Raw genomic sequence first — 22,861 nt, 5'->3', positions numbered from 1 at the left:
ACCTCACACGATGTGGCGCTGCATGGCCCATCGCGTCAGCTCGTTGCGGTTAGAGAGCTGGAGTTTGCGGAGGACGGAGCTGACGTGCGTTTCCACGGTCTTGATGGAGATGAACAGGTCGTGGGCGACTTCCTTGTAGGTGTAGCCGCGGGCGATGAGGCGCATGACCTCCTGCTCGCGGGCGGAGAGCAGGTCCAGCTCGCTGTCGGTCGTGGAGACCTCGCCGGTGCCGAAAGCGTCCAGCACGAAGCCGGCCAGGCGCGGGCTGAAGGCGGCGTCCCCGGCCGCCACTCGCCCGATGGCCTCGACGAGGTCGGGCGTGGAGATCGACTTGGTGACGTATCCGCGAGCGCCCGCCCGGATGACCTGGACGACGTCTTCGGCGGAGTCGGAGACGGACAGGGCCAGGAAGTGCAGGCCCTCGATGTCGCGGCAGGCGCTGGCGACTTCGGCGCCGCCTCCGCCGTTGCCGCCGGGCAGGTGCACGTCGAGGAGGGCGACGTCGGGGGTCAGGGCGCGGCAGGCGGCGATGGCGCCTTCGACGTCGGAGGCGTCCCCGACGATCTCGAGGTCGGCCCCGGAGTTTTCGAGTTCGGATCGCACCCCGGCGCGAACCATGGGGTGATCGTCGATGACGAGGATGCGGATGGTCACTGTGTCCTCCCGGTCGGGGCTGTTTGTTCCAGGATATCGGAGCGGGGAACGCTCAGGGCGATTTCGGTTCCGCGCGCGAGACGCCTGATCGTGGCCTCTCCCCCGGCGCGGCGCATGCGCCCCACGATGGAGTCGCGCACGCCGTGGCGGTCGGGGGCGATGGTGGCGAGGTCGAAGCCCGCGCCGCTGTCCTTGATGAAGGCCTCCACGGCCTGGGGGCGCACCTCGACGTAGACGGAGACGGGCGGGGCGCCGTGGCGCACGGCGTTTTGGCAGGCCTCGGCCAGGGCCGCGACGAGGGCGAGCTCACCGGGACCCGGCCGCATGTCGCCGACGACGACGACGCTGATGGGCACGCCGTAGCGGCTCTCGACCCCGACGACGGCCTCGGTGACGGCGGCCTCGAGGGAGTCGGCGGCCCCGGCGTGGCCCGTGTAAAGCCAGGCGCGCAGCTCGCGCTCCTCCGTCAGGGCGATGGCGCGCACGCGGGCGGGGTCTTCGGCGGAGGCGCGGATGAGGGTCAGGGCCTGGAGGACGGAGTCGTGCAGGTGGGCGGCGATGTCGGCGCGCTCGGCGTCGCGCACGCGCTGGGCTTGGGCCTGGGACAGGTCCTTGGTGGTGCGCAGCCACATGGGCACGAGGGCGAAGAGGACGCCGGCGACCAGGGCCGCGCCGATGAGGCCGCCGCGCAGCAGGATGACGGGCGGGTTGTCGCGTGAGGCGACCATGACGACGCCGAGGCTGAGCAGCGCGATGCCGCCCAGGACCGCCCCGATGAAGCGCATAGAGCGCCAGTTGCGCACCTCGCGGCTCTGGCTCCACACCAGGGTAATGCCGGAGACGATCGAGATGATGGATCCCATGTCGCGCCAGTCGAGGGTGCTCGTCGCGTTCAGGATCGTGCCGGCCACGGCGGCAACCAGGAGCCCCACGCCCGTCGCGATCATGCGGTTACGCGCGACCTGGGCCGCCCGTTCCTCTCGCAGGCGCACGAGGCCGGGGCTGAGCGTGCCCGACGCCGAGGCCTCGGGCGTGTCCTCGGGGACCGTCACCCACAGCCACAGGTAGGCGAGGGCGCCCACGCCGAGCACGGTGAAGCCGATGAGCGTGACGCGCACGAGGAGCACCGGGATCCCCAGGTGCACGGCCAGGCCCGAGCAGACGCCCCCCATCCAGGGGGTGGGCATGTCGGGGCTGGAGGAGGTCGCGCGCACGAGCGGAGGCCTGGCGGGGGGCGCCGGAATGGGCGGCGTCCACCCCGGTCGGGGGTAACTCTCGGGTCTGCTCACCCTCCCATTGTGGCACGCCCGGGCAGGAGGCCAGGGGTACCCCCGAGACAATCAGGGGCCGTTCAGGGAGTCCCCTACTGTCGGAGCACCCCTGTTGTTTGGTTGAGTAGTGGTATCGATCCACGCATCGTGGATCCCATCGAGAGGAAGTGCACCATGAGTTGGTCTCACGGTCCGTCGGACCCCAGCGGCGACTACCAGCAGCGCCCGCCCCGCAACAGGTTCTTTGAGTCCATGCGCGGCTCGGGATGGTACCGCGCGCAGCCTCGCGTCATCGGCGGCGTCTGCTCGGGCGTGGCCGCCCGCACCGGGTGGGACATGTCCCTCGTGCGAGTACTGACCGTCCTCGCCGCGTTCTTCATCCCCTTCGTGCCCCTCGCCTACGCGCTCGGTTGGCTCCTGCTGCCCGAGGCCCAGGACGGCCGCATTCACCTGGAGGAGGCCCTCGAGGGACGCTTCGATATCGCCGTTGTCGGCGGCATTGTCCTCGGCCTGTTCTCCCTGTCGTCCCTCATCCCCTCCGCGGGCCTCATCTTCGGGGGCGCAGGCATCGGATTTGGCTCCTTCTTCGCGCTCGCCATCATCGGCGGCCTCATCGGCCTCGTGTATCTCGTCGTGGCCACCGCCAGCTCGTCGAACAAGCGGCGCGGCCCGGGGGCCTCCGGCCAGCAGTACGGGACCCCGCAGTACGGGACCCCGCAGTACGGCGGCCAGCAGTACGGGACCCCGCAGTATGGCGGCCAGCAGGGCGCCTCGCCGGCGGGGGACACCGCCCCTTTTGGGGGAACCACCCCGTCCGCTAGCGACGCGGGTCCCGCGTCACCGGGGCAAACGAACCCCGAGCACCCCGCCGGATACCCCTTCTACGGAGTCCCGGCAGACTCCCCCAGCGCCTCCAGGGCCCCCGGCGCGCAGGCCGGGCCGCGCCCGGCCGCCGCTCATCCCTCCCAGCCCCACCCGGGCTGGAGGCCCCCCTCGGGCCCGCCCAAGCCTCTTCAGTGGACCCCGCGTCCCGCGCCGACCCACCGGCCCCGCACGGTGTCCGCGCGCGCGAACCTGGCTATCACGGGCCTCCTGGTCCTCGTCGCTGCCGCCGTCTTCGCCGGCATCTACATGGTTGACAAGGGACCCGCCATCCCCTTCATCACGGCCGCAACACAGTCCCAGACGATCGCGCGCATCATCGTCATCGGAGGCGGCGTGTGCCTGATCATCGTCGGCCTCTCCCTCGCGATCGCGGCCCTGCGCGACCGCAGCGCCGGCTGGCTCACGACTCTGTCCATTCTCGGAATCATCGTCGCGCTGCCCACCGCCGCCATCGGCACGGAGGCCACGCAGGGCGCGATCACCACGATCGGCTCCACGATCCAGAATCCGGCCAGCGACAAGACGGTGGATTGGACCGTCAGCTCCGTGCAGGGCTCGAGCCCCCTGGGCACCGTCACGCTCGACCTGAGCGGCGCCCCCGCGGGCACCACCAAGTCGATCACCGTGAGCTGGCAGGCCTGGCAGAACCTGACGATCAAGGTCGCCGAGGGGCAGCCCGTCCAGATCGTGTGCCAGTCAAGCATCGATTCCCTGGCCACGAACATGGACAACGACGGCTGGGCCGCTCCGCTGAGGGACTGCTCCGACAAGACGGCGACCTCCCCCTCGTGGGGCAAGTCCTCTCTCGGCGGCATCACGGTGCTCATCACGCAAGACGCGGAGTTGGAGAACCTGACGATCCTGCAGACCCCGGATTCGTCCGGCACGTGGGGTTCCACGCCGGCGCCGACGCCCAGCGTGACGCCGAGCACGACGCCCAGCCCCACCCCGTCCCCCACCCCCACCGGCTCCCAGTCGGGTAACTGAGGAAGGATCACGACAATGACCACCTCGAACGACGACCAGACCACGCAGCTGCCCGAATTCGACGCAACGACGCCGCTGCCCACGATCCCCGACGCGACGGTTGAGATGCCCACGTCGGATCCCCTCGCGGTCTTCCGCGACGCCCCGACCACGCAGATGCCCTCCGAGCCGGCCCCGGCGGGCGGTTCCACCGGGGCGGGCGCGCGCACGGCCTTCGATCCGGCTTCCACGGGCGAGTCCGTTCCCGCCTCCGACGAGGCCGGGGCTGGCCTGGGCGCTCAGGCCGCCTCGGGTGGCGCGGCTGGGGCCGCGGGCACGTCGGGCGCTCACGCGCCCGGGGCTCAGGCTTCAGGAGCCCAGACGTGGAGCGCTCCCGCGTGGCCCGTCAACATCCGCGACCTGCCCGAGGCGCCCAGCAGGGGCGTGCGCGTCGGCGCGTTTGTCTGGGCGGTCCTGGTGTGCATGGTCGGGGCATTCCTGATTGCCGAGGCCTACATCTCGACCTTCAACCTGCCGGTGCTCGGCATCAGCGCCGTTGCCGCGATCGGCGTCATCCTGATCATCACGGCGCTCTTCTCGGGACGGTCGAAGAAGCGGACGGACACTGCGGCGCAGGCGTCGAGCGCCGCGGATGCGATCCGCACGGACTAGGCGCGTCGAACCCGCCGCGACGCGGCGTCGCGAACGGGGTGGGCCCGGGAACCATCGGTTCCCGGGCCCACCCCGTGTCTGGCAGCGAGAAGCCTCAGATCAGAGCAGATCCAGCATGGCCGGAGCCACCAGCTTCAGCACGTTCTCGCGGCCTTCCTTGGCGTTGGGAGCATCCACCGCGAAGGCGGCCATCTGCTGGCAGGTCGCCAGGTCGTGCATGCGCAGGGCCGCACGAACCGCGTTGACCTTCGAGGGCGCCATCGACAGGGAGGCGACACCCAGGCCGGTGAGGACCAGGGCCAGCAGCGGGTCGCCGCCGGCCTCGCCACACACGCCGATCGGCTTGCCGGTCGCGCGACCGCCGTTGCAGGCGTGACGAATCATCTCCAGGACGGCCGGCTGCCACGGGTTGAGCAGCGGCGCCAGGTTGCCGTCCAGGCGGTCCGCCGCCATCGTGTACTGCGTCAGGTCGTTCGTGCCGATGGACGCGAAGTCCACGATCGACAGGAGCTGCTCGGCGCGCAGGGCGGCCGCGGGCACCTCGATCATGATGCCGACCTTGGGCAGGCCGTACCCTCGCGCCTTATCCGCGAACCACGTGGCTTCGCTGGGGGTGGCGACCATGGGGGCCATCACCCACAGTTCCGCGCCGGTCGCCTTGTAGGCGGCCGCGAGGGCCTGCAGCTGCGTGTCGATGAGATCCTCACGCCTCTGGCACAGGCGCAGACCGCGCACGCCCAGGGCGGGGTTCTCCTCGGCACCCAGATCCGCGAAGCTCAGCGGCTTGTCCGCGCCAGCATCCAAGGTGCGCACGACAACGCGACGGTCACCGAAGGCCTGCAGGACCTTCGTGTAGGTGTCCGTCTGCTCCTCCAGCGAGGGAGCGTCCGCGCGTTCCAGGAACAGGAACTCGGTGCGGAACAGGCCCGACCCCTCCAGGTCCACCTTGGAAGCCTTAAGCGCGTCGTCGACCGTACCGATGTTGGCCAGGAGCTTGACGGGGTAGCCGTCGAAGGTCGCGCCCTTGCCGGTCGAGCCGGCCAGCGCCTGCGCCCGGCGCAGCGAGCGCTCCTTCAGCAAGGCGATCTCGTCCTCGGTGGGAGCGACGATGACCTCGCCGACGCCGCCGTCGAGGGCCAGGACGGTGCCCTCCTCGACGTCCATGATTCCCCCGGCCTTGACGATCGCGGGAATGCCCAGCTGGGCGGCCAGGATCGCCGTGTGCGAGGTGGGGCCGCCGACCTCGGTGATGATACCGAGGACGGTCTCCGGGTTCAGGGTCGCGGTCTCGGCGGGAGCCAGGTCGCGCGCCACCAGGATGACCGTGCCGTCGAACGCGGGGACGCCCGGCTCGGGCAGTCCGCGCAGCTCACAGATCGCGCGGTCGCGCACGTCGTACAGGTCGGTCGCACGCTCCGCCATGTAGCCGCCCAGGCTGCGCAACATCTGCGCGTAGTCCTCGACCGCGTCGTGGACAGCCTGGGTGATACCGAGGCCCTTCTTCAGCTTCTTGTCGACGGCCTTAGCCAGGCCACGGTCGCCCGCGAGCTGAGCGGTGGCCTTCAGGATTGCCTTCGTCTCTTCCGGCGCCTTCGCCGCGCGCTCGCTCAGGCGCGAGGCGACAGCTGCGAGCGCCTCGCGGACACGCGCGCCGTCGGCGGCAGCATCGACGCTGCCCGGCTCCGACGTGTCAACGCCGGGTGCAGGCTGAACGATAGCGGCGGGCGCAGCAGCGGTGCCAGCGGAGACGCCAATCCCGTGCAGGACGTCATGCGTCGCCATTAGCTCACTCCTGGTCGAGGTCGCGCGAGAGCAGCTCGACGAGCGAGTCGAGCACCGCACCCGCGGAATCATCCTCGGTGGACAGCGTGACGACGTCGCCGTGCTTGGCGCCCAGGGTCATGATCTCGAGGAGCGACGCGGCGTCGGCCTCCTCGCCATCAAACGCGATGGTCACCTCGACGCCGGAGTCATCAACGGCCTCGGCGAGGACGGAAGCGGGACGCGCATGGAGGCCAACGGAGGAACCAATTGCAACGGTGCGGGAAATCATAGTCGTTCCTTTCGAATGCGGGTATGTCCATCGTTAGACACGTGGACCCGTACCGCTCATACTATGACGTAGTGCACTCATTTGAAAACTCCATCCCACAACGCGGCTAGATGGGATGCATCACCCTCATAAATGGCGAAAAACTATGCGAGAGGCGCCCCCACCACGACGCTGACCGGCCCTGCCCGATCGAGCCCGCCCCGGCCTCGTCGCACCGATGGGCGGCCACGCGCGCCCTCACCGACTAGACTGGAGAAGTACCAACGAAAGGAAAGCGAGCATGAGCTCCCGCGAACCTACGCTGGCCGACGTCGCTCAGCTCGCTGGCGTCAGTCCGACGACCGTCTCGCGCGTCCTCAACAACCGCGGCTACCTGTCAGAAAAAACCAAGCGCTCCGTGGCAGACGCCATCGAAGCCCTGGGATACCGCCCCAACTCGCTGGCGCGCGCCCTCCACGGCAAGAGCACCCAGACCGTTGGATTGATCGTTCCCGCCGTGTCCCTCCCCTTCTTCGGAGAACTCGCCGTCGAGGTCGAAAACGCCCTGGCCGACGCCGGCTACCGCATCCTGATCTGCAACTCGATGGGACGGGCCGCCCGCGAGCGCGAATACCTGTCCCTGCTCGTCGGCAACCGCGTGGACGGCATCATCTCCGGCGCGCACAACGAGGGCCTGAACGAATACGACACGATCCGCATGCCCCTGGTCACCATCGACCGCGAGCTGAGCCCGTCGATCCCGAACGTGCGCTGCGCGAACCGGGAAGCGGGCGCGATGGCTACGCGCGCGCTCCTCGAGGCGGGGTGCCGCCACCCGCTGCTCCTGACGTCCCGCTTGGGTCCACGCAACCTGCGCGAGGCCGGCTTTCGCGCCGAGGTCGAGCGGGCCGGCCTGGAGGCGCGCGTCATCACCGTCCCCTTCGACACGCCGACCCCGCAGCGCTTCGCGATGGTGCAGGGCAGCCTCGACCAGGCGCGCACCGACGCCCCCATCGACGGCATCTTCGCCACGGACGACCTGGCCGCCGCGGAGGTCCTGGAGTGGGCGCGCAACCGGGATCTGTCGGTGCCCGGCGACCTGTCCGTCATCGGTTTCGACGGCACCGAGGCCATGCGCCGCGCCCTGCCGCACCTGGCGACGATCCGCCAGCCGATCGAGCACATCGCCCGCGCCGCCGTCGACATCCTCCTAGAACAGATGGAGGGCGCGGCCAGTCGCCCCATCGACGAGGCCGGGGCACCCGCCCCCACGATCGAGTTCCCGGGAACGCTGATCCGGGGGCGGTCGATCAGCGCCTGAGCGCCTCACGTGCTGTGAGGCTTTCGGCACTCACTTCTGTCCCCGGTGATCGTCGTGCCCCTCGAGGCCCGCGGCCGCGCACGCGGATAGGTTATCGACATATGGATAGGTTATTCGCATACGGATAGGCAAATTAGCTATCCGCATCGCCATAACCTATCCGCGTATGCAGAACCTATCCGCATGTTCGCCACCTCTCGACATGTTCGGCCCTGATGTGTGAGCAGGTCACCTGTCTGCGCGTTCGGCCTGATGTGTGAGCAGGTCACCTGTCCCCTCCGATCGTCACCGTCGGCCGCTTCCCCCACATTTCGCATGCAATTCGGCTACCCGAACTTTTCGACAGGCCCGCAAACGTTGGAATTGCAACACCCATATTTCAATGCATGAAAGGTTTACAGGGAAATTGCATGCGACATTGTTGGGAAACCACTCGCTGTGGCCACACCCAGACGAGAGCAGAAAAACGGTGGGTGGCACCGCTGCTGGTGCCACCCACCCGGTACGTCGGGACTGACTCCCGGCTCAGGCCTCCTTAGGAGCCACCTCGAGCAGCTGGTCGCCGCGCTGAATCTGCCCGCTCGCGAGCGGCGTGACAGCGCCGAACTTCTTCTTGTTCGTCACGACGACGGGCGTGATGGTCTCGTAGCCGGCGGCGCGGATCACGTCGAGGTCGACTTCGGCGAGCACGTCGCCGCGGCGCACGACGTCACCCTTGGCGACGCGGGGCGTGAAGCCCTTGCCGTCCAGCTTGACGGTGTCCATGCCGACGTGGATGAGGACCTGGACGCCGGAAGCGGACTTCAGGCCGTAGGCGTGGCCTGTCGGGAAGGCGACGGTCACGGTGCCATCGAAGGGAGCGACGACCAGGCCGTCGGCGGGCTCGATACCGATGCCGGGGCCGAGCATGCCCTTGGCGAAGGACTCGTCCTTGACCTGCTCCAGCGGAACCACGGTGCCCGCGAGGGGCGAGGTGATGGAGAGATCAGCCTTGGCCTCGTCAGAGAAGGACGGAACCGCGGCGGGCGCGGCGGCAGGAGCCGCACCACCAGCGGGAGCCGCGACAGCGGCGGCCACGACGGCCTCCTTCTTCGCGGGCGCGCGGCCCTGCATGTCGGCCTTGCCGCGCGTCATGGCGTAGGCGAAGGTGAAGCCGAAGGACAGGACGAAGACGAGGACCTCGAGGGCCAGGTAGGCGGGGATCGACTTGGGGACGATCGACACGAAGCCGACGAAGCCCGCGGCACCCAGGGCCTGACCGCGCACGTCCAGCAGGGCGACACCCCCAGAGCCGATGGCCGCCGCCACCATGGCGCAGTAGAAGGGCCAGCGCAGGCGCAGGTTGACGCCGAAGATCGCGGGCTCCGTGATGCCGAAGACGGCGGACACGCCACCGGCACCGGCCAGGCCCTTGAGCTTGGCGTCGCGGGTCTTGAAGAAGACGGCCAGGGCGGCCGCGCCCTGCGCGACGTTCGCCATGGAGGCGATCGGGAAGATGAAGTCGCCGACGCCGCCGTTGGAGGGCAGCAGCGGGATCTCGATGGCCGGGAACGACTGGTGCAGGCCGGTCACCACGATGGCGCTGTAGAAGAAGCCGAAGATGAGGCCGCCGAAGACGCCGAGGGTCGTGTACGCCCAGTTGATGCCGTAGGTCAGGTAGTTGGAGAGCTCGCGGGTCACGGGGCCGACGACGACGAAGGCCAGGAAGCCGGTGATCAGCAGCGTGATGAGCGGGGTGAGCAGGAAGTCCGCGGTGCCCTTGAGAACCTTGTGGAGGCTCTTCTCGATGAGGCACATGATCCAGGTGACGACCAGGGTGGGGATGACCATCGCCTGGTAGCCGACCTTGGTGACCTCGAGGCCAAAGAGATTCCACACGGAGGACTGGTCGGTGTACGCCCAGAACTTGGCGGCGGCCGCCGCGTCCGTCATGGAGTAGGCGGACAGCAGCGAGGGCGACACCATGGCGGCGCCCATCGCGGCGCCCAGATAGGTGTTGCCGCCGAAGCGCTTGGCGGCGGAGAAGCCGACGAGCACGGGCAAGGAGGCGAAGGCCGCGGAGGACACCAGGTTGATGAGCGCGTCGTAGTCGGTCATCACCGGGAACATCTTAATAACGGACTCCGCGCCGAAGAGGCCCTTGGCCGTGAGCACCGAGTGGAGGGCCATGAGAAGACCGCCGGCGATCAGGGCCGGGAGGACCGGGACGAAGATGTCCGCGATCATCTTCACGAAGCGGGAGAAGATATTGCCGCCGGCCTCGGCCTCTTCCTTGGCCTCGTCCTTGGAGACCTCGCGCACGCCGTGGTTTGCAACCATGTAGTCGTAGACCTGGTCGACGTCGCCGGGGCCGACGATGATCTGGAACATGCCGCCGGCGGCGAACGTCCCCTTCAGGTCTTCGTTGTCGTCGAGGGCTTGCTGGTTGATCTTGGACTCGTCCGCGATCACCAGACGGAGACGGGTTGCGCAGTGAGCCGCTGCGCTGATGTTGGAGGCTCCGCCGACTGCTTCGACGACCTCCCCTGCCACCTTGGCGTGATCCATCGCTGACCACATTCCTTTCTAAAAAACCCACGCAGTACGTCATTGTCCGCAGCGCGCTGGGCGGTGTGTAGCAATCGATTGACATATTAGGATGACAGACCTCACTATGGCAAGGTGATGAGGGAAAATCTCACGCCAGCGACATGAGAAACCGCCCACATGGGACGAGGCCGTGGCCACTCAAGCAGCCACGGCCTCGTCCTCGGGTCGCTCAGTCGGCGCGCGCGGCGCTCACGTTCGTCACGGAGGCGGCACCCGAGAGCGCCACTCCGGCGCCCTCGCCGCGCAGGAAGGTGCGGGTCGTGAAGACGCGCGAGCCGTCGCCCAGGTAGATCTCGGTGATCGAGCGGTCGTGCAGGATCTCCACGCGGCGCGCCTCCCCCGCGTCCAGGGTGACGACGCGGCGGCCGCCGTGGGGGTAGCGAGTGCCGCTCAGGTCGACGGTGAGGCGTCCATCTTCAAGAGTGACCGACAGGCCCGACTCCTCGCCGATGCGCACGGACAGGGCCCCCTCGTAGGAGGCGTCGAAGGACAGCCGCCACGAGCGCGAGCCGACGAGCTCGACCACGCGGGCCCCGGCCTCGTCCCCGGGAGCGCCCTCGAGCGTGGCGGGTGCCAGTGGCAGGCCCGGCAGGTAGGGGCGGGCGATGACGCGGCCGCCGCGCAGGCTCAGGGCGCGCGGGGCGGTGAAGCAGTGTACCCAGCCGCCGGTCTCGATGGAGGGCTGGTCGTCCTCGCTCGCGTTGCCTGCCCACCCGAAGAGGAGGGTCGGCAACGCCGGCGGCGTGGAGGCGGAGCGCGCCATGATCTGGGGCGCGTAGAACTCGGTGCCGCGGTCGAGCTCCTCGAAGGAGCCGTCGGCGCCCCGCAGCTCGGTTCCGACGAGCTCACCGACGACGGCGACGCACGGGAAGACGTTTTCGAAGCCTTCGCGCTTCGGCGAGATACCCTGCGGGCAGAAAATCAACACGTCGTGAGCTCGGCCGGTCTGCTCGTCCGTCAGGCGCACCAGGTTGGGGCACTCCCACATGTAGCCGAAGGCGTCGAAGGCGCCGCCGGCGTCGGGGAAGGTCATCTCACCCTCGCACTCCCACGCGCGCAGGTCGGACGAGCGGTAGAGCAGGGCCGCGCCCGTGAGGTTCTCGCGCTGGACGCCCAGCAGCATCCGGTAGGAGCCGTCCGCGTCGCGCCACACCTGAGGGTCGCGGAAGTGCGCGGTGTAGCCGTCCGGCTGGCGGCCGATGACCGGGGGCACCTGCTTGTCGAAGGTGACCATGTCGGTCGTCGTGACGACGCACTGGGTGGCCTCGCGCTCCCCCGTCTCGGCGTCCTTGTAGTTACCGGTGTACCACAGCTCGACGTGATCGCCGACCTCGATGGCGGTGCCCGAGTAGGCGCCGTTACGGTCCTGGCGGGCATCGGGCAGGATCGCGGGGGCGTGATAGTCCCAGCGGGTCAGGTCACGCGAGGTGGCGTGGCCCCAGTAGACGAGCTTGCGCGGATGCTCGGGCGTGTACTGGAAGAAGGCGTGGTACGTCCCGTCGACCTCAATGAGGCCGTTCGGGTCGTTCAGCCGGCCCACCGGGGGCGCGACGTGGAAGAGCGGGTAGTCGGGATCGTGAGGGGCGCGCGACGAGGCCTCGGCAGCGAGGGCGGACGCGAGAAAATCTTCGGCCATGACCTCACGGTAACACCCCGGAGGAGACAAACGCGCGGGCGGGACGCTTGCGTCCCGCCCGCGCGCATTCACGCTCGCTCACCCTCGGCCACAAGGGGCGGCGTTGCAAGGAAAAACCCTGCTTAGGCCCCCGTGACGTCGTCGGGGTGAACGTCCGCGTAGCGGGCAAGCTCCTCCTCGACGATCGCTTCGTCAAGCTTGACGAAGACCGGCGTGGGCTTGGCGATCGGGGTGCCGGGCGTGATCGGGTGGCGCTCCCAGGTGGGAACGTGCGTGTAGTCGCCGGTGATGATCGGGTAACCGGCGCGCCCCTCGAAGTCGGCGGGCAGGACCTGCGGGTCGAGCTCTTCGACCTCCTCGATATGGGGCATGGGCGCGATCGCGCCCTCGCCGCCCATGACGCGGTCGATGTCGTTGGCCGCGTGGGGCAGGAACGGGGAGAGCATGAGGTTGAGGTCCGCGACGGCCTGGGCGAGGGACCACAGGACAGTGGCGAGGCGCTCACGCTGCTCGGGGGCCTTGAGCTTGAAGGGCTCGGTGTCGGTCACGTACTTGTTGGCCTCGCCCACCAGGCGCATGGCCTCGGACAGCGCCGCCTTCTGGCGGTGGTGGCGGATGAGGTTGCCGACGGTGGCAAAACCGGCCTCGACGGCGTCCAGGAGGGCGCGGTCGATGTCCTGCAGCTCACCGGGGGTGGGGATCTCGCCGAACTTCTTGGCGATCATGGAGGCCGTGCGGTTGACCAGGTTGCCCCAGCCGGCGACGAGCTCGCCGTTGGTGCGACGCACGAACTCGGCCCACGTGAAGTCGGAGTCCGAGGTCTCGGGGCCGGCCGCGCTGATGAAGTAGCGCAGGGCGTCGGCCTGGTAGCGCGAGAGGAAGTCGCGCACGTAGATGACGATGCCGTGCGAGGAGGAGAACTTCTTGCCCTCCATCGTGAGGAACTCGGAGGAGACGACCTCGGTGGGCAGGTTGAGGACGCCGAGGTCACCGGGGGTGCCGCCCTTGGAGCCCTGGCCGTTGTAGCCAAGCATTTCGGCGGGCCAGATCTGGGAGTGGAAGACGATGTTGTCCTTGCCCATGAAGTAGTAAGACAGGGCCTCGGGGTCGTTCCACCACTGGCGCCACGCCTCGGGGTCGCCGGTGCGGCGCGCCCACTCGATGGAGGCGCTCAGGTAGCCGATGACGGCGTCGAACCACACGTACAGGCGCTTGGTGGGCTGGTCCTCCCAGCCGGGCACCGGGATACCCCAGTCGATGTCACGCGTCATCGCGCGGGGGCGGATGTCCTCCAGGAAGTTCTTGGAGAACTTGATGACGTTGGGGCGCCACGTGCCCGACTGTTCGCGCTCGTCGAGCCAGGCTGACAGGGCGTCGGCCAGGGCGGGCAGGTCCAGGAAGTAGTGGACGGACTCCACGAAGTTGGGGGTCTCGCCGTTGATGCGCGAGTGCGGGTTGATGAGCTCGGTCGGGTCCATCTGGTTGCCGCAGTTGTCGCACTGGTCGCCGCGCGCGCCCTCGGCGCCACAGATCGGACAGGTGCCTTCGATGTAGCGGTCGGGCAGGGTGCGGCCGGTGGACGGAGAGATGGCGGCGCGCGTGACCTGCTCGATCATGTAGCCGTTGTCGCGCACGGTGGCGAACATGTCCTGGACGACGCGGTAGTGGTTGCCGGCGGTCGTGCGGGTGAAGAGGTCGTAGGACAGGCCGAGCGCCACGAGGTCCTCGACGATCAGTCGGTTGTTGCGGTCTGCGAGTTCGCGGGCGCTCATGCCCGCGCCGTCGGCGGCCACCAGGATCGGGGTTCCATGCTCGTCGGTGCCGGAGACCATGAGGACGTCGTGGCCGGCCATTCGCATGTACCGGGAGAAGACGTCGGAGGGGACACCGAATCCCGCAACGTGGCCAATATGACGGGGGCCGTTGGCGTAGGGCCATGCGACGGCGGACAGAATGCGACTCATAGCCCCTAACAATACTGCGTAGCTGTCCCGAACGGGGAACCGGCCGCATGTCGAGGAATCGAAACAGGCGATCGCCGACTGTGAGCCGGGTGATACCCTTAGGGAAATTACTGATGTATCAGGGAGGTCCCATGCCCCGCGCACTCATTATCGTCGACGTTCAGCCCACGTTCTGCGAAGGGGGTGCCCTCCCGGTGACGGGCGGTAACGCCGTCGCCGAGGCCGTGGCCGCCTACGTGGACGCGCACCGCGACGAGTACCAGCTGATCGTCACCACGCAGGATTGGCATATCGATCCGGGCGCTCACTTCTCCGAGACGCCGGATTTCGTGGACACGTGGCCGCCGCACGGCGTGGCGGGCACGGCAGAGGCCGAGCTGCACCCGGCGCTCGCGAACGTCAACGCGGACGTGACGGTCAAGAAGGGCCAGTACAAGGCCGCCTACTCGGGCTTCGAGGGAACGACCGAGGATGGCAAGACGCTGGAGGAGGCGCTGCGCGACGCTGGCATCACCGAGGTGGACGTCGTGGGGTTGGCCGAGTCGCACTGCGTCGCGTGCACGGCCGTGGATGCCGTTCACGCCGGGTTCCCGACGCGCGTCCTGCGTGAGCTGACCGCCCCCGTCACCGAGGAGCTGGGCGCGCAGGCCCGCGAGTGGATGACGTCGGAGCACGTCGAGATCGTCTGAGGCTCCCCGGCCTCGTTACTTCGCGGCAAGCGCGGCCTTGTAGAGGTCGTTCTTGCGCGCGCCCGTCGCCGCGGCCACCTCGGCTGCGGCGTCTTTGAGGCGCATTCCTTCCGCCGCGAGCGCCAGGACCGCGCCGACGTGGTCTTCGGCGCGCGCGCTGTGCTCGTACCCGGCGACGACGATCGTCACCTCGCCGAGCACGTCGCCCGCGTCCTCCGCGAGCTCTCCCAGCGTGCCGCGGCGCACCTCTTCGTAGTCCTTGGTGAGCTCGCGGCACAGCGCGGCGGGGCGCTGCGCCCCGAAGACCTCGGTCATGCGCGCGAGTGTGGCGGCGGCGCGCCTGGGCGACTCGAAGAAGATGAGCGTGTGCGGGTCGGTGGCCAGGTCCTGCAGGTAGCGCGTGGCCTCCCCGTCCTTGCGCGGCAGGAACCCCTCGAAAGCGAAGCGGTCGGAGGGCAGGCCGGACAGGGCGAGCGCGACGAGGGGGGCGGAGGGCCCGGGCAGGACGGATAGGGGGACGTCGGCGTCGATGGCGGCGCGCGCCAGACGGAAGCCCGGGTCGGAGACGGTGGGCATGCCCGCGTCGGAGACGAAGACGACGCGCGCCCCGCCCTGGGCGGCCTCGACGATGCCGGCGGCTTTGGCGGCCTCGTTGTGGTCGTGCAGGGCAACCAGGCGCCCACCCAGCGTGATGCCCAGGCGCGAGGCCAGAGCGAGGGCGCGTCGCGTGTCCTCGGCGGCAACGATGTCTGCCCCTTGCAAGGCTTCGACGACGCGCGGGGAGGCGTCGCGCACGTCCCCGATGGGGGTGGCGGCCAGCAGGATCGACCCTCCCGGCTGACGGTAGGGTTCGCTTCCGCGCTGCGGATTCGGGGACGAGGCCTGGGCACTCTCAGCGGGTCGGTTCAGGTCGGTTGCGGCGTCCATGCCGGTATCGTCTCACCCCCGCGAGAGGAGCGCACGACGCGGGTTCGATGGGGGGCGCAGGACTGTACTAGAAGTTGTACACGAGGATGGCGAGGGGCTTTGTCTGGCTGACGTAGCATGAAATGGATACCCATTAACGTGTTGCTCTTGGAGACCCAGCATGCGTATTCGGAACCCCCGGCGATCGGTCCTCACCGGCGCGGTCGCAGCCCTCGGCGTCTTTTCACTCGTCCTGGCGTTCATCGCACCCGGCGTCGAAGAAACCAAGGTCGACCTCAACGACGGCGGCGTGTGGGTCACCAACGCGAAGCGAGGCATCGTCGCACACGTGAACGTCCCGGCACGCCTCATGGACGCGGGGCTGCACGCGGCATCCTCAGCCTTCGACGTCTTCCAGAACGGCGAGCAGGTCCAGCTCTCCGATCAGGCGGCCAACACGCTGTCTCCCATTGACGTCACAACGGCCACCTTGACGTCGGCAGTGGACTACCGGGGAATGACCACGGACGTGCGCGGCGGCACAATCGCGGTCACGGACGCGCCCAACGGCAAGGTGTGGGTGCAGCAGGCAGACCACCCCGCGCCCATCAACGCGGACGATGCGGACGCCAGTATTTCTGACGTACCCGGCGCGATCACGACCGTGGACTCGGAGGGCAACGTCCACGCGGTGTCCGCCGAGGCTGGGCGCGTGACGTCGTTGCTGAAGCGCCGCGCGCTGACGGACACCAAGACCACACCCCTGACGGGCATCGGCGCCACCGACTACCTGCAGATCGCGGCCGTCGGAACCGAGGTGGTCGTCTGGGACCAGGACACGTCCACGCTCTACCTGCCGGGCGGCAAGACGCAGCGCATTGACGGTGAGCGCGTCGTCCTCCAGGACACCGGGCCGAAGACGAACGAGGTCCTACTCTCCTCCCCCGACGCCCTCATCAGGGTTCCCATCGGCGGCGGGAGCCCTACGACCGTGCCGGCGCCCGCCCCCGGTGGCAACCCCACCCGCCCGGTCGCGCACAACAAGTGCGCGTACGCGGCCTGGTCGGCAACCGGCGCGTTCGTGAGGGATTGCCCCTCCGACGCGGATGACCGGGAGATGGTCGTCGACTCCCTCGCGAGTGCCGAAAAGGCTATTTTCCGCACCAATCGTGACGTCATCGTCCTCAACGACATCGAGAAGGACGGCCTGTGGTTGCCCGACTCCGACATGATCCTGGTCGACAACTGGGATCAGCTGGAATCGAAACTCGAGTCTGAGAAAGAAACCGATGACCAGTCCGTCGACGACATCGACAACACGGTCGCACCCGACCGTAACCAGGACAACACGCCGCCCGAGGCCGTGGACGACGACTTCGGGGTGCGCGCAGGAAAGACCGTGATCCTTCCTGTCCTCATGAACGATTCCGACGCCGACGGCGACTTCATGACGGCCTCAGCGCTCACGCAGCCCTCCCTCGGCCAGGTCAGTGTCGCCCGAGAGGGTGCGGCCCTGCAGATCGCCGTCAACAAGGACGCGTCGGGCACGTCGACCTTCGATTACGAGGTCTCGGATGGGCGGGGTGGAACCGCGCAGGCCCACGTGACGCTGACCGTCCACGGCGACGACGTCAACGAGGCGCCCGTGCAGAAGATCGTGCCCTCCGTCTCCCTGGGTCAGGGCGGTCGGAGCACCGTCAACGGGCTGACGAACTGGGTGGACCCCGACGGAGACCCCTTCTTCCTGGCTGGCGCGACCGCCCCCACGGGGATGACGGTGAACTCCCACGAAAACGGCAACGTTGAAATCATCGATGCCGGGCACGCGCCCGGCAAGGACGCGGTCGCGATCAGCGTGTCCGACGGGCGCGACGCGGGCGACGGCTCGATTAACGTCACCGTCAAGGAAAGCGCCAATGAGCCGCCGGTTGCAAACGCCGACCACCTCGTCGTGCGTGAAGGCGCATCCGCGTCGATCTCGCCGATGGCTAACGACACCGACCCCAACTCTGACACGCTCAGGCTCGTCTCCGTGGACGACGTGCCCGCCGGCATCACCGCCGTGATGGATTCGACGGCGGGAACAATCACGGTGGACGGCAACACCGCCGGCACCTACTACCTGTCGTACACGATCACGGATGGGCCCACGACAGCGACCGGCATCATCCGCGTGGACGTCGCCCCCACCGGTTCCGACCTGCCGCCCAGCACCGAGGACGACCTCGGGGTCCTGCCAGACGGCGGTCAAGTGCTCGTGGACCTGCTGGCCAACGACTCGGACCCCACCGGCGGCGTCCTCACCGTCCAGCAACTAGACGTGCCCACGGGTTCTCCCCTGGCGGTCGCACTCGTCAACCGCCAGATGGTGCGCGTGACCGCACCCTCCGGCCTCTCAAACCCCGCATCGTTCACCTACACGGTGTCCAACGGGGTTGCCACGGCCTCGGCGACGGTGACGATCCTGCCCGCCCCCGCCAACACCGAATCCGCGCCGCCCGAACTGAACGACGATTCCCTGGTCGTGCGCGTCGGGGACGTGGCCTCCGTGTCGGTCCTGGATAACGACCGCTCCCCCGCGGGGCTCAAGCTCACGGTCTCCAGCGAACTCCAGCACGAGATCCCCGCCGACCTGGGCAGCGTCTTCGTCTCGAATAACGTCGTGCGCGTGCGCGGCGGCTCCCGGCCCGGTTCGGGGCGCATCGTCTACACGGTCTCCGACACGGCCGGTAACGTCGCCTCGGCCGTCGTCAACCTGACCGTCGTCGCCATGGACGAGGACACGAACACCGCGCCTCGCCCGAAGGACGTTGTCGCCCGCACCGTCGCCGGGCACAAGGTCACGATCCCCATTCCGTTGGAGGGCATCGACGCCGAGGGCGACTCCGTGACGCTCGTCGGCATGGCCTCGTCGGCGCGCCTCGGGACCGTCACCCAGGTGGGGTCGAACTTCGAGTACACGCCCGGCAACGACGTCCAGGGAACGGATTCCTTCACCTACGTCGTCGAGGACGCGCTGGGGAAGCAGGCCATCGGCGGGATCCGCGTCGGCGTCGCGCCTCGCCCCTCCCTCAACCAGGCGCCCGTCGCGATGCCGGACTCCGTGAGGGTGCGTCCGGGCACCAAGGTGTCGGTCGCCGTTCTGGCCAACGACATTGACCCCGACGGCGATCCCCTGACCCTCGCGCAGGGGTCCGTGTCCGCGCCCGCGGGCATCGACGTGACGGAACGCGCCGGACGTATCGTCTTTACGGCGCCCCAGCAGGAGGGCACGCACGTGATCTCCTACGCCATCGAGGACGGGGCTGGCGGCCGCGCCGAGGGCGTGTGCTCCGTCGTGGTCACCCCCACCGCACCGCTCCTTGCTCCCATCGCCCGCGACGACGAGGTGTCCCTGGCCGACGTGCAGGCGGCCTCCGGGTCCGTCTCGGTCGACGTGCTGAGAAACGATGAGGACCCCGACGGCGATATCCAGGACGATACGCTCTCCAGCCCGGATTCGGGCATCGGCACCTCCGGTGAGACCCTCACGATTCCCCTGTCCCCGAAGCCGCAGACCGTCATTTATACGGTGACCGACCACGACGGACTGTCCGCGTCGGCTATTGTGCGCGCGCCCGGAACCGAGATCACCCGCCCAACGCTGGACACCCGCGCCCTGCCGATCAAGGTCACGGCCGGCGTCACCAAGGAGATCGCGCTCAACGACTACATTCTGACCAGGTCCGGGCGCTCCGTTCAGCTGACCGGCGACACCAAGGCCAGCGCCGGCCTCGGCTGGGACGGCTCCACACTGGTCAAGGACACACGCACGCTCACCTACACTGCGCTGGAGGACTTCTCGGGCCCGACCTCCATCATCGTGGAGGTCACGGACGGCTCTGACGCCTCCGACGCGACGGGCATCGTGTCCACGCTGGCCCTGCCCGTCCTGGTCGAATCCGCCCACAATCGCCCGCCGCGCATCGTGCCGACCCGCGTCGACGTCGCCGCCGGCGAGGACGCCTCCCAGATCGCGATGGACCAGTGGGTCAGCGACCCCGACGGCGACGACCCGGCGGGCATGACCTACACGATCACGGACAAGCAGGTGGAGGGAGTCAGCGCCTCCGCCTCCGGCTCCACCCTGTCGGTGTCCGCCGACGCCGAGGCACCCAAGGGCCAGGCCGGGCAGCTGACCATCGAGGTCACCGACCAGCAGGGCGCCTCGGCGAGCGCGAGCGTGCCCGTCAACGTCATCGCGTCCTCCAAGCCGCTCGTGCAGACCAGCCCAGGCCAGATCACCCTCAACGCCGGGGAATCCAAGACCGTCGACATCTCCGAGTACGCGACCAACCCGCTGGCCGACCAGGGGCCCCTCACCATCATGGGCGATCCTGCCACCTCCGCAGGCGGCAGCGCCACGGCCTCGGGGTCGACCATGACCATCCAGGCCGACGCCGGCTTCAACGGCTCCTTCACCGTGACCTACCGCGTGCAGGACGCGACCAAGGACGTCGAGCGCGAGGTCCAGGGAACGATTCAGGCGACCGTCCTGGACAAGCCCGGCGCGCCCACGGGGGCGAGCGCGGTATCTAACAGCGCGGGCACGGCCCTGGTGTCGTGGAGCGCGGGGGCGACGGGCGGATCCCCCATCACCTCCTTCACCGTCACCGACCACACGCAGGGCGACTCCAAGTCCTGCGGCGCGGTCACCCAGTGCCTCTTTGACGGACGCACGAACGGCACCGAGCACACCTTCTCGGTCACCGCGACGAACGAGGTCGGGGAATCCGATCCCTCCAACAAGACGAGCGTCCTCATCGACGCCAAGCCCGAAACCCCCGGCGCGCCCACCGTGAAGCCCGGCGACGGGTCCATCACCGTGTCGTGGGCAGCTCCGGTCAACACCGGTTCCGACCTGGAGGGCTACGACGTGGAGCTCTCGCCGGCCGATGTAGTAGTACCACCGGCCGGCGCAAACAAGACGTCCCTGACGATCTCCGGCCTGTCGAATGGCCACGAGTACAGGGTTCGGATCAGGGCTCGCAATAGGAACTACACGTCCGAGTGGTCGTCCTTCTCCCAGGGCGTGACGCCCTACGGCGCGCCGGGAGCCCCGTCGGGAGTCAGCGCCACCTTCTCGAATGGCACCGCGCAGGTCAGGTGGAACGAACCGTCCAATACGAACGGTCGTAACATCGAGCGCTACACGGTGAGCGCGACCGGCGCCGACCCGGTTGAGGTCGATGCTCCGTCCACCTCCGCGTCCGTCAAGGTCGGTTACCACGAACAGCAGGTCTCCATCAGCGTCACCGCCGTCAACGACACAAAGGATCCCGACGCACACACCTCGCCCGCGGCGACGACCACCGTGTGGGCCGTCGACCAAGTCAACGCCCCCACGATCACGTCACTGAAGGCCACGGGTAACTCGAAGGAGATCGCGTTCAACGTCCAGTTCCAGCCGGGCAACGGATGGAGCAAGAACGACGTCGTCGACTACCAGTGGACGACCGACAACGGGGGCCACTGGGACTCCCTGTCCAGGGATGGCGTTCACACCGTCACCAGCCCGGCGCTCACGGATGGTGTCGACGCAACGCTCCAAGTCAAGGTGACCGTCCGCAAGGCCGGCACCGATAAAACATCCGAAGCGGTGGCCACCGGCGGCACCGTGAGTTCCTTCGGTCCCCCCGCGACACCATCCGTATCGTGTCAGCCCGGCGGACCCGGGTGGGTCAATTGTTCCTGGAGCAATGCAGACAACGGCGGCAGGAGCGCAAGCCTGGTCCTCACGGGAGCTGAGAATACGACCATTGAGCTGACACGCGACGGACACCGCGAGTTCAACCCCGGCGAAGGCGGCAGCGCGCAGCTGTGCATCAAGGCCGTCCAGACCTCGAGCGAAAAGGGAACACGCGAGTCCAGTCCACAGTGCGCCAGCGCCACGGCCCCCAGCTACGCCCGCAGCGCCAGCGGATTCAGGGGCGGCTCGGGCAAATGCGTGTCCGGCTCATGTGGAAGCGGTCCTTTCGACAAGGTGGGGGTGGACCTGTCCGGGTGGCCTCCAAACGCCACTGTCAGGTGCTCCGGAACCTACGACAACAAAAATGCCTCGGTGACCCTGCAGGTTGACGGCAACGGAAACTGGAGGGGGGTCCCCGGGACGGATGGTATCCGCGGGTGGACCCTGAACGGACAATATGTTTACTACCTGGTCGGAAACAATGACAAAGATTTCAACGGCTGGTTCACCTGCACTCAGTAGTAGCACGCGCAACCACAACAAACAAGACCCTTTCACACAGCACAACTAAGGACAACAATGGAAGTCACCGAAGACAATGCTCACTGGTTCGCGGACTCTTTCACGAGGATCACGAACAACGTCGGCAAGGCCCTCCTGGGCAAGGAAGACGTCATCCGACTGGCGCTGACCTGCATGTTCGCCGAGGGTCACCTGCTCTTGGAGGACGCCCCGGGAACCGGCAAGACGGCGCTGGCGCGCGCCATCGCCGCCACCGTGCACGGGACGCATTCGCGCATCCAGTTCACGCCCGACCTGCTGCCCTCCGACATCACGGGCGTGACCATTTACGATCAGCGGACGGGCTCGTGGGACTTCCACAAGGGCCCCATCTTCGCCTCGATCGTCCTGGCCGACGAGATCAACCGCGCCTCGCCCAAGACCCAGTCGGCTCTGCTGGAGGTCATGGAGGAAGCCCAGGTCACGGTCGACGGCGTGCGCCGCGAGACGGGACGCCCCTTCATGGTCATCGCCACGCAGAACCCTGTCGAGCAGGCCGGCACCTACCGCCTGCCCGAGGCTCAGCTGGACCGCTTCCTCATGAAGACGTCGATCGGCTACCCAGGCCGTGAAGCCGGCATCGACGTCATCCTCGGCTCGGCCGCCCCCGACCGCACGCGCGCCCTGGACCCCGTGATCTCCACGAAGGCTGTCGCCGACATGGCGGACCTGGCGGCCAACAACTACGTCGACCGCTCGATCGCCGCTTACGTCCAAGACCTGTGCGAGGCGAGCCGCGCCGACTCCGAGGTCCGCATCGGCGTGTCCACGCGAGGCGCGATCGCGATGATGCGCGCGGCCCGCGTGTGGGCGATCGCCCAGGGCCGTAACTTCGTGATCCCCGACGACGTGCAGGCCCTGGCCTCGCGCGTGTGGGCGCACAGGCTGGTCCTGGACCCCGACGCCGAGTTCGGCGGGGCCACGCGCGAGGGCGTCATCGAGCGGGCACTGGGAGCGATCGCCGCCCCGGTCATGAAGGGCTGAGGA

General features: G+C 68.4%; 14 protein-coding genes. 6 read left to right on the top strand and 8 right to left on the bottom strand.

Features of this window, described 5'->3' with window-relative positions:
- Positions 1 to 3 precede the first annotated feature (3 nt).
- Together QU663_RS02365 and QU663_RS02360 are read right to left on the bottom strand one after the other, a co-directional pair.
- The gene (locus QU663_RS02365) at positions 4 to 654 is read right to left on the bottom strand and encodes a response regulator transcription factor (RefSeq protein ID WP_009055913.1); all 651 of its coding nucleotides are present in this window, start codon (positions 652 to 654) and stop codon (positions 4 to 6) included.
- Positions 651 to 1,841, bottom strand: coding sequence for an ATP-binding protein (locus tag QU663_RS02360; protein ID WP_021612046.1), 1,191 nt, complete (start codon positions 1,839 to 1,841; stop codon positions 651 to 653). The genes QU663_RS02365 and QU663_RS02360 overlap by 4 nt, the downstream gene beginning before the upstream one ends.
- 258 nt (positions 1,842 to 2,099) lie before the next feature.
- On the opposite strand from QU663_RS02360, the gene QU663_RS02355 reads away from it, so the two are divergent.
- Positions 2,100 to 3,797, top strand: a complete 1,698-nt coding sequence (locus QU663_RS02355; protein ID WP_034481499.1) for a PspC domain-containing protein — start codon at positions 2,100 to 2,102, stop codon at positions 3,795 to 3,797.
- Positions 3,798 to 3,812: 15 nt separating this feature from the next.
- Positions 3,813 to 4,448, top strand: coding sequence for a hypothetical protein (locus tag QU663_RS02350; RefSeq protein ID WP_296492314.1), 636 nt, complete (start codon positions 3,813 to 3,815; stop codon positions 4,446 to 4,448).
- A gap of 99 nt (positions 4,449 to 4,547) precedes the next feature.
- Here the strand turns inward: QU663_RS02350 and ptsP are convergent, their stop codons facing one another.
- Together ptsP and QU663_RS02340 are read right to left on the bottom strand one after the other, a co-directional pair.
- On the bottom strand, positions 4,548 to 6,230 hold the full coding sequence (gene ptsP, locus QU663_RS02345) for a phosphoenolpyruvate--protein phosphotransferase (protein WP_021612134.1): 1,683 nt from the start codon (positions 6,228 to 6,230) through the stop codon (positions 4,548 to 4,550).
- 4 nt (positions 6,231 to 6,234) lie between these two features.
- Positions 6,235 to 6,501: an HPr family phosphocarrier protein gene (locus QU663_RS02340; protein ID WP_003793915.1), complete on the bottom strand. Its 267-nt coding sequence runs from the start codon at positions 6,499 to 6,501 to the stop codon at positions 6,235 to 6,237.
- Between the two features lie 280 nt (positions 6,502 to 6,781).
- Between QU663_RS02340 and QU663_RS02335 the strand changes: the two genes are divergently transcribed.
- Complete coding sequence (locus QU663_RS02335; RefSeq protein ID WP_021612132.1) at positions 6,782 to 7,801, top strand: LacI family DNA-binding transcriptional regulator; 1,020 nt, start codon at positions 6,782 to 6,784, stop codon at positions 7,799 to 7,801.
- A gap of 525 nt (positions 7,802 to 8,326) precedes the next feature.
- Here QU663_RS02335 and QU663_RS02330 read toward each other — a convergent pair.
- From QU663_RS02330 to metG, 3 genes are all read right to left on the bottom strand, one after another.
- Positions 8,327 to 10,348, bottom strand: a complete 2,022-nt coding sequence (locus tag QU663_RS02330) for a sucrose-specific PTS transporter subunit IIBC (RefSeq protein WP_021612128.1) — start codon at positions 10,346 to 10,348, stop codon at positions 8,327 to 8,329.
- Between the two features lie 211 nt (positions 10,349 to 10,559).
- Positions 10,560 to 12,026, bottom strand: coding sequence for a glycoside hydrolase family 32 protein (locus QU663_RS02325; protein ID WP_021612126.1), 1,467 nt, complete (start codon positions 12,024 to 12,026; stop codon positions 10,560 to 10,562).
- Positions 12,027 to 12,148: 122 nt separating this feature from the next.
- Positions 12,149 to 13,990, bottom strand: coding sequence for a methionine--tRNA ligase (metG, locus tag QU663_RS02320; protein ID WP_021612125.1), 1,842 nt, complete (start codon positions 13,988 to 13,990; stop codon positions 12,149 to 12,151).
- 131 nt (positions 13,991 to 14,121) lie between these two features.
- Between metG and QU663_RS02315 the strand changes: the two genes are divergently transcribed.
- Positions 14,122 to 14,679 carry an isochorismatase family protein gene (locus QU663_RS02315; RefSeq protein ID WP_021612124.1) on the top strand — a complete coding sequence of 186 codons (558 nt, stop codon included), beginning with the start codon at positions 14,122 to 14,124 and terminating at the stop codon, positions 14,677 to 14,679.
- Positions 14,680 to 14,694: 15 nt separating this feature from the next.
- Here the strand turns inward: QU663_RS02315 and rsmI are convergent, their stop codons facing one another.
- Positions 14,695 to 15,606 (bottom strand): 16S rRNA (cytidine(1402)-2'-O)-methyltransferase, encoded by a 912-nt coding sequence (gene rsmI, locus QU663_RS02310; protein WP_304990656.1) that lies wholly within the window; start codon positions 15,604 to 15,606, stop codon positions 14,695 to 14,697.
- A gap of 160 nt (positions 15,607 to 15,766) precedes the next feature.
- On the opposite strand from rsmI, the gene QU663_RS02305 reads away from it, so the two are divergent.
- Together QU663_RS02305 and QU663_RS02300 are read left to right on the top strand one after the other, a co-directional pair.
- Positions 15,767 to 21,835, top strand: coding sequence for an Ig-like domain-containing protein (locus QU663_RS02305; protein WP_021612122.1), 6,069 nt, complete (start codon positions 15,767 to 15,769; stop codon positions 21,833 to 21,835).
- 57 nt (positions 21,836 to 21,892) lie between these two features.
- Complete coding sequence (locus tag QU663_RS02300) at positions 21,893 to 22,858, top strand: MoxR family ATPase (protein WP_021612121.1); 966 nt, start codon at positions 21,893 to 21,895, stop codon at positions 22,856 to 22,858.
- The last annotated feature ends 3 nt before the right edge of the window (positions 22,859 to 22,861 follow it).

The sequence above is a fragment of the Schaalia sp. HMT-172 genome (assembly GCF_030644365.1).
GTDB lineage: Bacteria > Actinomycetota > Actinomycetes > Actinomycetales > Actinomycetaceae > Pauljensenia.
The sequence above is the reverse complement of the archived record's forward strand: the minus strand, read 5'-3'. Positions and strand labels throughout refer to the sequence as shown.

What these genes read in the sequence shown, in the direction of transcription:
- QU663_RS02340 (WP_003793915.1), bottom strand. Translation starts at nt 6,501, where the DNA reads ATGATTTCCCGCACCGTTGCAATTGGTTCCTCCGTTGGCCTCCATGCG.
- QU663_RS02305 (WP_021612122.1), top strand. Translation starts at nt 15,767, where the DNA reads ATGCGTATTCGGAACCCCCGGCGATCGGTCCTCACCGGCGCGGTCGCA.
- QU663_RS02355 (WP_034481499.1), top strand. Translation starts at nt 2,100, where the DNA reads ATGAGTTGGTCTCACGGTCCGTCGGACCCCAGCGGCGACTACCAGCAG.
- rsmI (WP_304990656.1), bottom strand. Translation starts at nt 15,606, where the DNA reads ATGGACGCCGCAACCGACCTGAACCGACCCGCTGAGAGTGCCCAGGCC.
- QU663_RS02350 (WP_296492314.1), top strand. Translation starts at nt 3,813, where the DNA reads ATGACCACCTCGAACGACGACCAGACCACGCAGCTGCCCGAATTCGAC.
- QU663_RS02330 (WP_021612128.1), bottom strand. Translation starts at nt 10,348, where the DNA reads ATGGATCACGCCAAGGTGGCAGGGGAGGTCGTCGAAGCAGTCGGCGGA.
- QU663_RS02360 (WP_021612046.1), bottom strand. Translation starts at nt 1,841, where the DNA reads ATGCCCACCCCCTGGATGGGGGGCGTCTGCTCGGGCCTGGCCGTGCAC.
- ptsP (WP_021612134.1), bottom strand. Translation starts at nt 6,230, where the DNA reads ATGGCGACGCATGACGTCCTGCACGGGATTGGCGTCTCCGCTGGCACC.
- QU663_RS02335 (WP_021612132.1), top strand. Translation starts at nt 6,782, where the DNA reads ATGAGCTCCCGCGAACCTACGCTGGCCGACGTCGCTCAGCTCGCTGGC.
- metG (WP_021612125.1), bottom strand. Translation starts at nt 13,990, where the DNA reads ATGAGTCGCATTCTGTCCGCCGTCGCATGGCCCTACGCCAACGGCCCC.
- QU663_RS02300 (WP_021612121.1), top strand. Translation starts at nt 21,893, where the DNA reads ATGGAAGTCACCGAAGACAATGCTCACTGGTTCGCGGACTCTTTCACG.
- QU663_RS02315 (WP_021612124.1), top strand. Translation starts at nt 14,122, where the DNA reads ATGCCCCGCGCACTCATTATCGTCGACGTTCAGCCCACGTTCTGCGAA.
- QU663_RS02325 (WP_021612126.1), bottom strand. Translation starts at nt 12,026, where the DNA reads ATGGCCGAAGATTTTCTCGCGTCCGCCCTCGCTGCCGAGGCCTCGTCG.